This window comes from Afipia sp. GAS231 (assembly GCF_900103365.1).
Lineage (GTDB): Bacteria > Pseudomonadota > Alphaproteobacteria > Rhizobiales > Xanthobacteraceae > Bradyrhizobium.
On sequence record NZ_LT629703.1, the window covers coordinates 3,899,518 to 3,913,585 of the forward strand.

Consider the following 14,068-nt stretch of genomic DNA (forward strand, 5'->3'; position numbering starts at 1 on the left):
TGGATTGCTTCGCTGCGCTCGCAATGACGGAAGCGATCATTTTTTCTTCCCCGGAAAGCCGAGGCCAGGCAAGCCTGGCTTGCCGCTGAGCCCGGTTAAGCCCGGTAGGTTCGGCAGGCCTGAACGCAAGCCGGCCGGAAGATCCTTGGGCAGCGCAGGCATGCCGCCCGGTGCTGCGCCGCCCGGCATTTTCTCCGCCAGCGCCTTCATCTGTTCGGGCGACGGCATGCCGCCGCCAAAGCCCATGGCCTGCGCGATCCCGGCCATCGGGCCGCGCTTGCCCGAACCCATGGCCTTCATCATGTCGGCCATGTTCCGGTGCATCTTCAAGAGCTTGTTGACTTCCTCGACCTTGGAGCCGGCGCCGGCGGCGATGCGTTTTTTGCGGCTGGCCTTGAGGATGTCGGGGTTCTTGCGCTCCTGCCGCGTCATCGAATCGATCACCGCGACCTGGCGCTTGATGATCTTGTCGTCGATTCCGGCGGCCGAAATCTGGTTCTTCATCTTGGCAATGCCGGGCATCATGCCCATCAGGCCGCTGATGCCGCCCATGTTCGCCATCTGCAAAAGCTGCTCGCGCATGTCAGTGAGATCGAACTGACCCTTGCGCATGCGCTCGGCGGTGCGCGCGGCTTTCTCGGCGTCGATATTGGCGGCGGCCTTTTCGACCAGCGACACCACGTCGCCCATGCCGAGAATGCGGCCGGCAATACGTGAGGGATGGAAATCTTCCAGCGCATCGGTCTTTTCGCCGGTCCCGATCAGCTTGATCGGCTTGCCGGTGACCGCGCGCATCGACAATGCAGCGCCGCCGCGGCCGTCGCCGTCCACTCGTGTGAGCACGATGCCGGTGAGGCCGACGCGTTGATCGAAGGCGCGTGCGAGATTGACGGCGTCCTGGCCGGTGAGGGAGTCCGCGACCAGCAGCACTTCATGCGGGTTGGCGGCGGTTTTGATTTCCGCAGCCTCGCTCATCATCTCTTCGTCGAGCGTGGTGCGGCCGGCAGTGTCGAGCAGCACCACGTCGTAGCCGCCGAGCTTGCCGGCCTCCAGCGCGCGGCGCGCGATCTGCGCCGGCTTCTGGCCGGCCACGATCGGCAGTGTCGGGATATCGAGATCGCGGCCGAGCACGGCCAGCTGCTCCATCGCCGCCGGGCGGTAGATGTCGAGCGAGGCCATCAAGACCTTGCGCTTGTCGCGCTGGACCATGCGGCGCGCGAGCTTGGCGGTGGTGGTGGTTTTGCCGGAGCCCTGCAGGCCGACCATCATGATCGCGACAGGCGGGACGGCGTTGAGATCGATGCTCTGAGCGTCGGAGCCGAGCGTGTTGACCAGCTCGTCATGGACGATCTTGACCACCATCTGGCCGGGCGTGACCGACTTGACGACGGTGGCGCCGACCGCCTGCTCGCGGACGCGGTCGGTGAAGCTGCGCACGACATCGAGCGAGACGTCGGCTTCGAGCAGCGCGCGGCGCACCTCGCGCATCGCGGCATCGACGTCGGCTTCCGACAGCGAACCGCGGCCCGTCAGCCGATCGAGTATCCCACCAAGCTTTTCCGACAGATTGTCGAACAATGCCGTTTTCCTCTGTCCTGCATCTTGCAGGCGTCGCCTAATCCACCACCGTCATACCCCGCGAAGGCGGGGTATCCAGTACGCCGCAGCCTCTCGGTTCAAGCGAGCAGCTCTGGGATACTGGATCACCCGCTTTCGCGGGTGATGACCGGAACGCCAGTCGTCTTCCAAACAATTTTACGCCCGAGGGCGCATCGCGCTGTCGGGCGTTGGCCTCCGGTCTCAAGGGCCGGGCGGCGGGTCGAAAAGAACGTCTTTTCGAGAAGTCGGCGGTTTAAACCCCTGGAAAGAGGCAAAGTCAAGGAAAGTCGCGATAGAGTACTATTATACCTCCGTCAAGATATTGTAATAGCTGACGTTTCTGGAATCAGGAAAATTTCGGCGACGCGAAGGGGCGTCTAAAGCATGCGCGCCATTCTACTTTGCATGGGGTTGTTTTCGCAATTTTGTGTTTGGGCCTTCCAGAGCATCGTTTAGTTGCCGCAGGGTTCCGGTTGGGCCGGCACACGCCATATATCGCGGCATGGTTTCTTTCTCCCTCCCTTCGTGATCCCACCCCGTGCCCATCACCCGCCGCCGTGTTCTTGGAGTGCTCGCAGGGGCCGCCGCGGCCGTGGGTGTGCCGTCAATCTGGATGTCCCGCATGAAAACCTATGACGGCCCGGTCTCCGATCATTTCGATGGCCTGCAGTTCTTCGATCCCGACGGAGCGCCGCCGAAGTCGCTGGGCGAAGTGCTGCGCTGGCAGTTCGGCTCTGGCCAGCAGCGCGAAAACTGGGCGGAGTGGGTGCCGAGTCCGTTTTCCGACACGCCGCCGGCGCGGGTCGAGGGCAACAAGGTGCGGCTGTCGTTCGTCGGCCATGCGAGCTGGCTGGTCCAGACCGCCGGTCTCAACATCCTGGTCGATCCCGTGTGGTCGATGCGGGCCTCGCCGTTCTCGTTCGCCGGGCCCAAACGTCACAACGATCCCGGCATCGCGTTCGATGCCTTGCCCAGGATCGATATCGTGCTGGTGTCGCACGGCCATTACGATCATCTCGACCTCGCGACGCTGTCGAAACTCGCCGCAAAATTTTCGCCGCGGGTGATCACGCCGCTCGGCAACGACGTCACGATGCGCGACGCGGATGCGGCGATCAAGGCCGAAGCGTTCGACTGGCAGGATCGCGTCGAACTCGGCAATGGCCTCGCGGTCACCCTGGTGCCGACGCGGCACTGGTCGGCGCGTGGATTGTTCGACCGCAACAAGGCGCTGTGGGCGAGTTTTGTTTTGGAGACGCCGGCCGGCAAGCTCTACATCGTCTGCGATTCCGGTTACGGCGAAGGCAAGCATTTCCGCCGCGTCGCCGAGCAGCACGGCCCGCTAAGGCTGGCGATCCTTCCCATTGGCGCCTATGAGCCGCGCTGGTTCATGAAAGACCAGCACATGAATCCGTCCGACGCGGTGAAGGCGCTGGCCGATTGCAGCGCGCAACAAGCACTGGCGCATCATCACGGCACGTTCCAGTTGACCGATGAAGCGATCGATGCGCCGGTCATCGCGCTCGGCGAGGCGCTCGACGAAGCCAAAATTCCGCGCGAGCGGTTTGCGGCGTTGAAGCCGGGGCAGGTGATGGAGATTTAGTCCGCCATCGTCCCGGTGCTCGCGCGCAGTTGCGCACCAGGCCTGGACGACGAATTACCGCGCCGCAGTTCGCGGCAGTCCTCCGCGCACGTAATCGCTGACGAGAAATTGTACGCCGGTCGCGGAATAATCACCGCGTCGTGAAACAGATTTACGTCCGGGAAAACAGTCAGGAAATCTCCACAACAACTCAAGCTGGCCTGAAGCCAAGCTTCAGGACCGCCATGCGAACCGCGACTAAGCGTGATGCTCAGGGCTGCCCCTTCAGAAGGATATTTCAGCATGGCTATCACGGCGAGTTTTTCTTCCAATGGTCTTCTTTCGATATTCGGCGACGCGAACAAGAACAGCGTGGTCGTGAGCCGCGATGCGGCAGGCCGCATTTTGATCAATGGCGGCGCAGTCAAGATCCTGGGCGGCAGCGCGACGGTCGCCAACACCACGAACATCCAGATGTTCGGCCTGGACGGCAACGACAGCCTCACGGTCGACGAAACCAACGGTGCGATGCCTCCGGTCTCGATGTTCGGTGGTAACGGCAACGACACCCTCACCGGCGGTTCGGGCAATGACATCTTGTTCGGCCAGGCGGGCGACGACACCCTGATCGGCAAAGGCGGCAACGATCTGCTGTTCGGCGGCGCGGGTAACGATACCCTGATCGGCGGCAGCGGCGACGACCAGATGTTCGGCGAGGCCGGCAACGATCTCATGATCTGGAATCCCGGCGACGGCACCGATCTGATGGAAGGCGGCGACGGCATCGACACCGCGCAGGTCAACGGCGGCAACGGCGCCGAAGTTTTCACGATCACGGCCAATGGCTCCCGGGTCCGCTTCGACCGGATCAGCCCGGCCCCGTTCTCGCTTGACATCGGAACCACCGAAAACCTGGTGGTGAACGCCAACGGCGGCGACGACGTCATCACGGCGGGGAACGGTCTCGCCAGCCTGATCAAGCTCACCATCGACGGCGGTGCCGGCAACGACACCATCACCGGCGGCGACGGCAACGACACGCTGATCGGCGGCGACGGCAACGACGTCATCACCGGCGGCCGCGGCAGTGATACGGCGCGGCTCGGCAACGGCGACGACACTTTCATCTGGAATCCCGGTGATGGCAGCGACACGGTCGACGGCGGCGCCGGCCGGGACACGCTGCAGTTCAACGGCGCGAACGTCGGAGAAAAGATCAATCTCTCCGCCAACGGCACCCGCGCGCGGCTCACCCGCGATGTCGGCAACGTCACCATGGATCTCAACGCCATGGAGCAGATCAACATCGTGGCGCTGGGCGGTGCGGACAACATCACGGTCGGCGATCTGACCAGGACCGGCATTACGCAAGTCAATATCGATCTGAGCGGGACGCCCGGCAGCGGCACCGGCGATGGCCAGGCGGACGCCGTGTCCGTCAACGGCACCAATGGTAACGACCAGATCCAGATCGCGAGCTCCGGCACTTCGGTTACCGTCACAGGGCTGGCGGCCGCGATCGGCATCACCGGTATCGAGGTCGGCGATACGTTGACCGTCAGTGCCGGCAACGGCAACGACACCATCAACGCGTCCGGCGTTCAATCGGGCGCCATGAACCTTGTCCTCGACGGCGGTGCCGGCAACGACACCATCATCGGCAGCGCCGGCAATGACACGCTGCTCGGCGGCGACGGCAACGATACGGTCACCGGCGGGCGCGGCAACGACGTGGCCTTGCTCGGGAGCGGCAACGATGCCTTCGTCTGGAATCCGGGCGACGGCAGCGACACGGTCGAGGGCCAGGACGGCACCGATACGCTGGTGTTCAATGGCTCCAATGCCGCCGAGAACATGGATATCTCGGCCAATGGCACCCGCGCCAGGCTGTTCCGCGATGTCGGTAACGTCACGATGGATCTCAACAGCGTCGAGCACATTCAGCTCAACGCGCTTGGCGGCGCCGACACCATCACGGTCAACGATCTCTCCGGGACCGGCGTCACGCAAGTGGCGATCAATCTGGGCGCCACGCCGGGCACTCCCGGCGGTGACGGCCAGCATGACACCGTGATCGCCAACGGGACGCAGGCGGACGACCACATCAGCGTCGTCAACAGCGGCGGTTCGGTGGTGGTGAGAGGCCTCGCGGCACAGGTGTCGATCGCGAACGCCGAAGCCGGCGACCAGCTCGTCGTCAACGGCCTCGGCGGCAATGACGTGATCGACGCGTCCTCGATCAAGGCCGGGCAGCTCCAGCTCACGCTCAACGGTGGCGACGGCAACGACCAGATCATTGGCAGCGCCGGCGACGATATCGTCAACGGCGGCCGCGGCAACGACGTCGCCTTGATGGGCGCCGGCAACGACACCTTCGTCTGGAATCCGGGCGACGGCAGCGACACGGTCGAGGGCCAGGCCGGCACCGACACGCTGCAGTTCAACGGTTCCAACGCGAACGAGAATATCGACATCTCGGCCAATGGCAGCCGGGTGCGGCTGTTCCGCGACGTCGGCAATGTCACGATGGATCTCAACGGCGTCGAGAATATCAACGTTGCGGCACTCGGAGGCGCCGACACCATCACCGTCAACGACCTGACCGGGACCGACGCCAAGCAGGTCGCGATCGATCTCAGCGGCACAATCGGCAGCGGCGTCGGGGACGGCCAGGCGGATACGATCGTCATCAACGCGACCAACGGCGACGACGTCATCAACATCAGCGAAAGCAATGGTGTGGTTACCGTGTCGGGCCTCGCCGAGGATGTGACGATCAAGGGGTTCGATACCGGCGATCGCATCGTGATCAACGGTCTTGGCGGCGACGACGTCATCACTGCGTCCGGCCTTCAGCCGGGCATCCAGTTGACCGCCAATGGCGGCGATGGCGATGACGTCATCATCGGCGGCCTCGGCAACGACATCCTGACCGGCGGCAACGGCGATGACGTTCTGATCGGCGGTGGCGGGCAGGACGTGCTCGATGGCGGACCCGGCAACAACATCGTGATCCAGGGCTTTGCCGGCCCGGCGCCGGGCGCGAGTGCGGCTCTGCTCGGCCAGTTCATGGCGTCGAGCTTTGCCCCGGCGGGCCCGGGCCTTGGAGCGATGGCGATGGCCGATCCGCAAGCCGGTCAGCAGCCGGTGTTGGCGATGTCACAGCACGCGTGATCGTGGCGTTGCCTTGAAGACTGATTGCCCTGGAGAATGCAGATGAGCGATGAAACCGGCAGCATGAGACGGCTAGATCAAGGACTCGAAGCCCTCGTGTTGTTGCTGCATTTCCAGGGCGTCGCAGCCGATCGCGAGCAGATCCGGCATCGGCTGGGAACGGACAAGGTCGGCGCATCGGAGATTCTCCGGTGCGCCAGGGATCTCGGGTTAAAGGCACGGTCCTTCCGCACCGGCTGGTCGCGGCTCGCCCGCACGCCGCTGCCCGCGATCGCGAGCTTGCGTGACGGCGGCTTCATGGTGATCGGCAAAGCCACCGAGGATCAGGTGCTGGTTCAGTTATCCGGGCAGGCTCGCCCCGCTTTCATGACCAGGACCGAACTGCTCGCGATCTGGGACGGCGGGTTGATCCTGATGACGCGCCGGGCCGGCTTGTCCGACATCGTCAGGCGCTTCGACATCACCTGGTTTCTCGGCGCGATCCACAAGTACCGGCGCCTGCTCGGCGAGGTATTGGTCGCGTCGTTCTTCCTGCAGATCTTTGCGCTGGTCTCGCCGCTGTTCTTCCAGGTGGTGATCGACAAGGTGCTGGTGCATCGCTCGCTGAGCACGCTGGACGTGCTGGTGATCGGGTTGGTCGCGATCTCGATGTTCGAGACCATTCTGGGCATCCTGCGAACCTACCTGTTCGCGCACACCACCAACCGCATCGACGTCGAACTCGGCGCGCGCCTGTTCCGTCACCTGCTGGCATTGCCGATGGCCTACTTCCAGGCGCGGCGGGTCGGCGATTCCGTGGCGAGGGTGCGCGAACTCGAGAATATCCGCAATTTCCTCACCAGCTCGGCGCTGACGCTGGCGATCGATCTGCTGTTCACCTTTGTGTTTCTCGCGGTCATGTTCGTCTATTCGCCGCTGCTGACAGGAATCGTGCTCGGCTCGTTCCCGTTCTACATCGCGATCTCGGCAGGCGTGACGCCGCTGTTCCGGCGACGGCTCGACGAGAAATTCCGCCGCGGCGCCGAGAACCAGGCTTTTCTGGTCGAGAGCGTAACCGGCATCGAGACGCTCAAGGCGATGGCGGTCGAGCCGCAGATGCAGCGGCGCTGGGAGGAGCAACTCGCGGGTTATGTCACGGCGAGCTTTCGGGTCCTCAGTCTGGGCAATACCGCTAGCCAGATGGTCCAGTTCGTCAGCAAGGTCGTCATCGCGGCCATCCTGTATTTCGGCGCCCGGCTGGTGATCGATAACAGCCTGTCGGTCGGCGAACTCGTGGCCTTCAACATCCTGGCCGGCCGGGTCAGCGCGCCGGTGCTGCGTCTGGCGCAGATCTGGCAGGACTTTCACCAGGCGCGGCTTTCGGTGCAGCGGCTGGGCGATATCCTGAACACGACCGCGGAGCCGACCTATTCGGTGGGCCGCGCGCAGTTGCCCGCGCTCCGCGGCAACATCAGCTTCGAGCACGTGACATTTCGCTACCGGGTCGATGGCCAGGAAATCCTGCACGACATCAGCTTCGACGTACCCGCGGGACAGATGGTCGGCATCGTCGGTCCGTCCGGTTCGGGCAAGAGCACGTTTGCAAAACTGGTGCAGCGGCTCTACGTGCCGGAAAGCGGGCGGGTATTGATTGACGGAACCGATATCGCGATGGCCGATCCGGCCGGGCTGCGTCGCCAGATCGGCGTGGTGCTGCAGGAAAACGTGCTGTTCAACCGTTCGGTGCGCGAGAACATCGCGCTCAGCGATCCGGCGATGCCGATGGCGCGTATCGTCGCGGCCGCGACGCTGGCGGGCGCGCATGAATTCATCCTCGAACTGCCCGAAGGCTACGACACCGTCGTCGGCGAACGGGGCTCGACGCTGTCAGGTGGCCAGCGCCAGCGGATCGCGATTGCCCGCGCGCTGATCGCTGACCCCCGAATCCTGATCTTCGATGAGGCAACGAGCGCGCTCGACTACGAGAGCGAGCGCATCATCCAGCAGAACATGAAGGAGATCGCGAGGGGACGCACGGTTTTGATCATCGCGCACCGGCTCTCCACCGTCCGGGCGGCGGACCGCATCGTGACGCTGGAGCGCGGCCGTCTGGTCGAGGACGGAACCCACGATGCCCTGATCAAGACCGGCGGCCGTTATGCGACGCTGCACCGGATGCAGGGAGGAATCTATGAAGTCGGCTAACCAGGCGTTGCCGGTCAAGCCGGCGCAAACCGTCATTCCGTTCAAGCGCAAGCCGGAGAGGCGCGGCGACGAACTCGCTTTCCTGCCGGCCGCGCTGGAGATCGTGGAGACGCCGCCGTCGCCGACCGGCCGCCTGCTGGTGGCAAGCATCGTCCTGCTGTTCTGCCTGGTACTGATCTGGTCGTGGTTCGGGACCATCGACATCGTGGCGTCGGCAACCGGCAAGATCATGCCGAGCGGCCGCACCAAGGTAATCCAGCCGTTCGAGACTGGCGTGGTGCGTTCGATCCGGGTGCAGGACGGGCAGGTAGTGAAGGCCGGCGACGTGCTGGTCGAGCTCGATCCGACCGTCAACGCGGCCGAACGCGATCATTCCCAGAACGACCTGATCGCCGAGAAGCTCAATATCGCGCGGCTGCGTGCGGCGCTGGCGGCCGTGGACGATCGCGAGGCCGATTTCATCCCGCCGGCCGGCGCGGACCCGGGCTTGGTCAGCACCCAGCGCCAGTTGTTGCTCAATCAGGTGACCGAGCACCGCGCCAAGATCGCAGCATTGGCCCGTCAACAGGCGCAGAAGGAGGCCGAGCAGGCCACCACCGCAGCCACCATCCACAAGCTCGAAGCGATGATTCCGGTGGTCCAGCAACGCGTCGACATCCGCAAGACGCTGATGGAGCGGGAGCTGAGTTCGAAGATCACTTACTTCGAGACCCTTCAGTTGCTGGTCGAACAGCAGGAGGAACTCAGCGTCCAGAAGAGCCATCTGACGGAAGCCGAGGCCGCGGTGGCGGCTATACGCGAGACCCGCGGCCAGGCGGCGGCCGAATACCGGCACACGCTGTCGGACGAACTCGCCAAGGCCGAGCAAAAGGCCAGCGGATTGGCCCAGGACCTGATCAAGGCCGAGCAGAAGACCAGGCTCCAGCAGTTGGCTTCACCGGTTGACGGCGTGGTGCAGCAGCTCGCGATCCATACGGTCGGCGGTGTCGTCACGCCCGCGCAGGCGCTGCTGGTGATCGTGCCGAGCGACAGCCGGCTGGAAATCGAGGCAATGGTGTCGAACCGCGACATCGGTTTTGTCCATCCCGGGCAGGACGCCGAGATCAAGATCGATACCTTCAATTTCACCCGCTACGGCCTGCTGCGCGGTGAGGTCTTGAGCGTTTCGCAGGATGCCATCATTCGCGACCAGCCGCAGGATCGCTCGGGCGACCGCCGCCCGGGTACGCAGAACGACTCCAGCGAACCGAAGGGCCAGGAGTTGAACTATAGCGCACGCGTATCGCTCGATCGCACCAAGATGCAGATCGACGACCGGATGGTCGATTTGTCGCCGGGCATGGCGGTCACGGTGGAGATCAAGACCGGGTCACGGACGATTCTGGATTATCTGCTGTCGCCGCTGATTCGCTATCAGCAGGATGTTCTGCACGAGCGGTGATCGTAAAACCCATCAACGTCATTGCGAGCGAAAGCGAAGCAATCCAGTTGGCGGCACATAAGGAAGAATGGATTGCTTCGTCGCTTCGCTCCCTTGCACAAACGCTTCGCGTTTGTTGCAGGCAATGACGGCTGAGTGCGTAGCCGGGACGACGGATCATTCCTTCGGCTTGATCGCCCAGGACACGCTGACCGTCACCGACAGCGTCTCTTCGCCTTGCGCCACCTGTGCGCCGGCGGCCATCGGAGCTGCCATCTTGCTGCGGAATACCGGCGGACCTGAACCGCCTTCCTCGGAAATGCCGAGCGGTTCGCCGAGCGTCACACCGGCCGCCTTGGCGTAGATTTCCGCCTTGCGGCGCGCGTCAGCGACAGCCTTCTCGCGGGCCTCATCCAGCAGCTTCGACGCCTGCGACACCACAAAATTGATGCCGCCGAGTTCGTTGGCGCCGGCGCTGACCAGGACGTCGATGATGCTGGCGACCTTGGTGACGTCGCGCAGTTTCACCGTGACGCGGTTGCTGGCGCGATAGCCGACCACGGGCGATGGGCCGGAGCGGTTCGGCGCGTATTGCGGCTGCAACGACAGCCGCGAGGTCTGATAGTCCTTCTCGTCGATCCCGGCGCCTTTCAGCGCCAGCAGCACCTTGCCCATCGCCGCATTGTTGGCATCGGAGGCCTCGCGCGCGGTCTTGGCGTCGGAGGTCACGCCGCCATCGATCTGTGCCTGGTCCGGCGGCACCGACACGGTGGCTTCGCCGGTCACGGAGATCGCTGGTGGCGGCGCCGTCTCGGCCAACGCGGGCGCGACGAGCCAGGTGGCGGCGGCAACGGCGAGTGCGAGCGCGTGCTTCATGCGGATCACTTCAGCGGCACATAGACGTTGATCACCAGCTTGTCTTCCGCGGTCTTCAAGGGATCGGTGATGTATTCCTCGATGAAGGTGTCCTTGGCTTCCAGTTTCTTGTCGTCGAGGTGATTGGTGATCGCCTCATAGGTGTTGTCCATATTGTCGTAGGAGCCGCGATGGACGAATTTCAGCGCCTTGCCCTCCGGCGATTTGCTGATGCTCATGTCCTTGGTCAGGTTCTTCGGATCCTGCTCGACCGGAATTTCGGCCAGGAACGTAAATCCGGTATCGTCGGTCGAGGTGTAGACGATCATCGAATTGCCCGTGGCCTTGATGCCCTGCTTGTCGAGCAGCGCGGTCAGCGCCTTGAACGAATCGATCAGGGTGTCGAAGGCGGCATCCCAATTGGCGGTGCCCTTCATGACCACCACCTTTTTGGGCTCCAGCGCGAACGGCTCGCCGAAGGGGTCGGCGGTCTGGACGGTTGCGGCCGGCGGCGGGGCGGCCGGGGTCTGCGCGGTTGCCGGCGGGGGTGACGGTGCTGCCGACGGGCTCGCGACGGGGGCCGGCGTCGCAGCCGGCGCGGGTGTGGCCGATGCGGCCGGCGCCGGCGTGGCCGAAGGCTCGGGGGTTGCGGCAGGCGCCGGGGTGGCCTGCGGGGCTGGGGTTGGCGTGGCCGCTGGGGCCTGCGCCAGGGCGGTGCCACCCAGCGCGATCGCCACGACGGGGACCAGCGCGACCAGGGCCGAGCGGAAACTGCGGATACGGTTCATTCAGGTATTCTCCATCCCACCAAGCGCCTGCGGTACAACAAGAGCGCCTGCGGCGTGTCCCGGCCGATGCCTGCAAAAGGCGCAATCCGTTCCTAACACGTGAGGTCTGCTTTCGTCCCATGACAGATGCGTCATGCACCCCTGCGGACTGGTCAACGCGCCATCATTCGCCATATAAGCAGGCAGAAATTGGGAATTTCCATGAGCGCGCTGGCCAACCACAGCTTTGCCAAGATGAACGGGATCGGCAACGAAATCGTCGTGGTGGATTTGCGCGATTCGAAGGCGGCCGTGACGGCCGAGGAGGCGCGCGCGGTAGCGTCGCCGGCCGGCGTGCCCTACGACCAGTTGATGGTGCTGCAGCCGCCGCGGCTGCAGGGCACCGAAGCCTTCATCAAGATCTACAACAATGACGGCTCGGAAGCCGGCGCCTGCGGCAACGGCATGCGCTGCGTGGTGCGCCGCCTGTTCGAGAAGACCGGCCAGTCCGCCGTGACGTTCGAGACCCGCGCTGGCCTCCTGAACTGCTGGCAGGGCCCGGCGCCTGATCTCTATACGGTGGACATGGGCGCGCCCAAGTTCGGCTGGCAGGACATTCCGCTGGCGGAAGAGTTTCGCGACACCCGCTATATCGAGTTGCAGGTCGGACCGATCGACGCGCCGATCCTGCATTCGCCTTCGGTGGTCAACATGGGCAATCCGCATGCGATCTTCTGGGTCGACGATATCGAGGCCTATGACCTCGAACGCTTCGGGCCGCTGCTGGAAAATCATCCGATCTTTCCCGATCGCGCCAACATCACGCTCGCTCATATCGTCGACCGCGATCACATCACGATGCGCACCTGGGAGCGCGGCGCCGGTCTGACGCGGGCCTGCGGCTCGGCGGCCTGTGCCACCGCGGTCGCGGCCGCGCGGCTGAAGCGCACCAACCGCACCGTCGAGATGACGCTGCCCGGCGGCAAGCTTTCGATCGAGTGGCGCGAGCGCGACGACCATGTGCTGATGACCGGTACCGCCGATTTCGAATATGAGGGTCGTTTCGATCCGGCGCTGTTCGCCCACGTCGCGTGAGATGAGCGTCGACGTCCTCACCTTCGGCTGCCGCCTCAACGCCTTCGAATCCGAAGTGATCGCGCGCGAGGCCGAGCGCGCCGGCCTCTCCGATACCGTCGTCATCAACAGTTGCGCCGTCACCAACGAGGCGGTGGCGCAGGCGCGGCAATCGATCCGGCGGCTGAAGCGCGAGCGGCCTGGGTTACGCATCGTCGTCACCGGCTGCGCGGCGCAGACCCAGCCGGGCATGTTTGCCGAAATGATCGAGGTCGATCGCGTCGTCGGCAATGACGAGAAGATGCGCGGAGACGCCTGGCGCGATGCGCGCGCGGCGTTTGACGGCGGCTTCGGTATCGAGACAAGCGAGAAGATTGCGGTTGCCGATATCATGGCGGTGCGCGAGATGGCGCCGCATCTGCTTGACGGCTTCAAGACCGGCCTGCCTCGCGTATTCGTGCAGGTGCAGAACGGCTGCGACCATCGCTGCACTTTCTGCATCATCCCCTATGGCCGCGGCAATTCGCGCTCGGTGCCGATGGGTGCCGTCGTCGATCAGGTCCGTGCGCTGGTCGAGCGCGGCCACGCCGAGATCGTGCTGACCGGCGTCGACATGACGAGCTACGGCGCCGATCTGCCAGGCGAGCCGAAGCTCGGGCGACTCACCAAGCAGATCCTGCGGCATGTGCCGGAACTGAAACGCTTGCGAATTTCATCGATCGATTCGATCGAGGCCGACCGCGATCTGCTCGACGTTATATCGGAAGAAGAGCGGCTGATGCCGCATCTGCATTTATCGCTGCAGTCCGGCGACGATCTGATCCTGAAGCGGATGAAGCGGCGGCATTTACGGAATGACGCCATCGAATTTTGCGCGCAGGTGCGGCGGCTGCGGCCGGACATCGCGCTCGGAGCCGACATCATCGCGGGCTTTCCGACCGAGACCGAAGAGATGTTTTCCCGTTCGCAGGATCTGGTCGACGAATGCGATCTCACCTTCCTGCACGTGTTTCCCTATTCCAAGCGTCCGGGCACGCCGGCGGCACGGATGCCGCAGGTGGCGGGCGAGGCGATCAAGGAACGCGCCAAGCGATTGCGCGCGACGGGAGACGTGGCGCTGCAAAGGCGTCTGGCGTCGGAGACGGGCGCAACGCGTCAGGTCTTGATCGAGAGTGGGAAACAGGGGCGCACCGAGCATTTCCTGCCGGTGGCGATTGAAGGTGAATCGCCGGGCGCGGTGCGGGCGCTGGCCGTCACGGGGAATGATGGTGCTCGGCTGACGGTGTGAGCCGCTAATTCCGCTGTCATCGCCCGGCTTGACCGGGCGACCCAGTACGCCGCGGCTTCTCGGTTGATCGCCGGCTACTCGGAATACTGGATCATCCGCTTTCGCGGATAATGACAACGGAGGAT

9 protein-coding genes are annotated in these 14,068 nt (G+C 64.3%); 6 read left to right on the forward strand and 3 right to left on the reverse strand.

Features of this window, described 5'->3' with window-relative positions:
- Positions 1-36: 36 nt before the first annotated feature.
- Positions 37-1,578: a signal recognition particle protein gene (gene ffh, locus BLS26_RS18465; protein WP_092513447.1), complete on the reverse strand. Its 1,542-nt coding sequence runs from the start codon at positions 1,576-1,578 to the stop codon at positions 37-39.
- A 559-nt stretch (positions 1,579-2,137) separates the two neighbouring features.
- Here ffh and BLS26_RS18470 point away from each other — a divergent pair.
- The 4 genes from BLS26_RS18470 to BLS26_RS18485 all read left to right on the forward strand — a co-directional run bounded on the left by BLS26_RS18470 (position 2,138) and on the right by BLS26_RS18485 (position 9,980).
- A complete protein-coding gene (locus tag BLS26_RS18470; RefSeq protein ID WP_172804628.1) occupies positions 2,138-3,202 on the forward strand; it encodes an MBL fold metallo-hydrolase in 1,065 nt (354 codons plus the stop codon).
- 282 nt (positions 3,203-3,484) lie between these two features.
- Positions 3,485-6,355, forward strand: a complete 2,871-nt coding sequence (locus tag BLS26_RS18475; protein WP_092513451.1) for a calcium-binding protein — start codon at positions 3,485-3,487, stop codon at positions 6,353-6,355.
- 42 nt (positions 6,356-6,397) lie between these two features.
- Complete coding sequence (locus BLS26_RS18480; protein ID WP_244541618.1) at positions 6,398-8,539, forward strand: type I secretion system permease/ATPase; 2,142 nt, start codon at positions 6,398-6,400, stop codon at positions 8,537-8,539.
- Entirely contained in the window at positions 8,526-9,980 is a 1,455-nt protein-coding gene (locus tag BLS26_RS18485) for an HlyD family type I secretion periplasmic adaptor subunit (RefSeq protein ID WP_092513453.1), read from the forward strand. Before BLS26_RS18480 ends, BLS26_RS18485 begins: the two co-directional genes overlap by 14 nt.
- A 156-nt stretch (positions 9,981-10,136) precedes the next feature.
- Here BLS26_RS18485 and BLS26_RS18490 read toward each other — a convergent pair whose 3' ends face one another.
- Both BLS26_RS18490 and BLS26_RS18495 read right to left on the reverse strand, forming a co-directional pair.
- Positions 10,137-10,835 carry an SIMPL domain-containing protein gene (locus tag BLS26_RS18490; RefSeq protein ID WP_092518238.1) on the reverse strand — a complete coding sequence of 233 codons (699 nt, stop codon included), beginning with the start codon at positions 10,833-10,835 and terminating at the stop codon, positions 10,137-10,139.
- A gap of 5 nt (positions 10,836-10,840) precedes the next feature.
- The gene (locus BLS26_RS18495) at positions 10,841-11,602 is read right to left on the reverse strand and encodes a GyrI-like domain-containing protein (protein ID WP_092513455.1); all 762 of its coding nucleotides are present in this window, start codon (positions 11,600-11,602) and stop codon (positions 10,841-10,843) included.
- A gap of 201 nt (positions 11,603-11,803) precedes the next feature.
- Between BLS26_RS18495 and dapF the strand changes: the two genes are divergently transcribed.
- Both dapF and mtaB read left to right on the forward strand, forming a co-directional pair.
- A complete protein-coding gene (dapF, locus tag BLS26_RS18500; RefSeq protein WP_092513457.1) occupies positions 11,804-12,676 on the forward strand; it encodes a diaminopimelate epimerase in 873 nt (290 codons plus the stop codon).
- 1 nt (position 12,677) lies between these two features.
- Positions 12,678-13,943 carry a tRNA (N(6)-L-threonylcarbamoyladenosine(37)-C(2))-methylthiotransferase MtaB gene (mtaB, locus tag BLS26_RS18505; RefSeq protein ID WP_092513459.1) on the forward strand — a complete coding sequence of 422 codons (1,266 nt, stop codon included), beginning with the start codon at positions 12,678-12,680 and terminating at the stop codon, positions 13,941-13,943.
- Positions 13,944-14,068 lie beyond the last annotated feature (125 nt).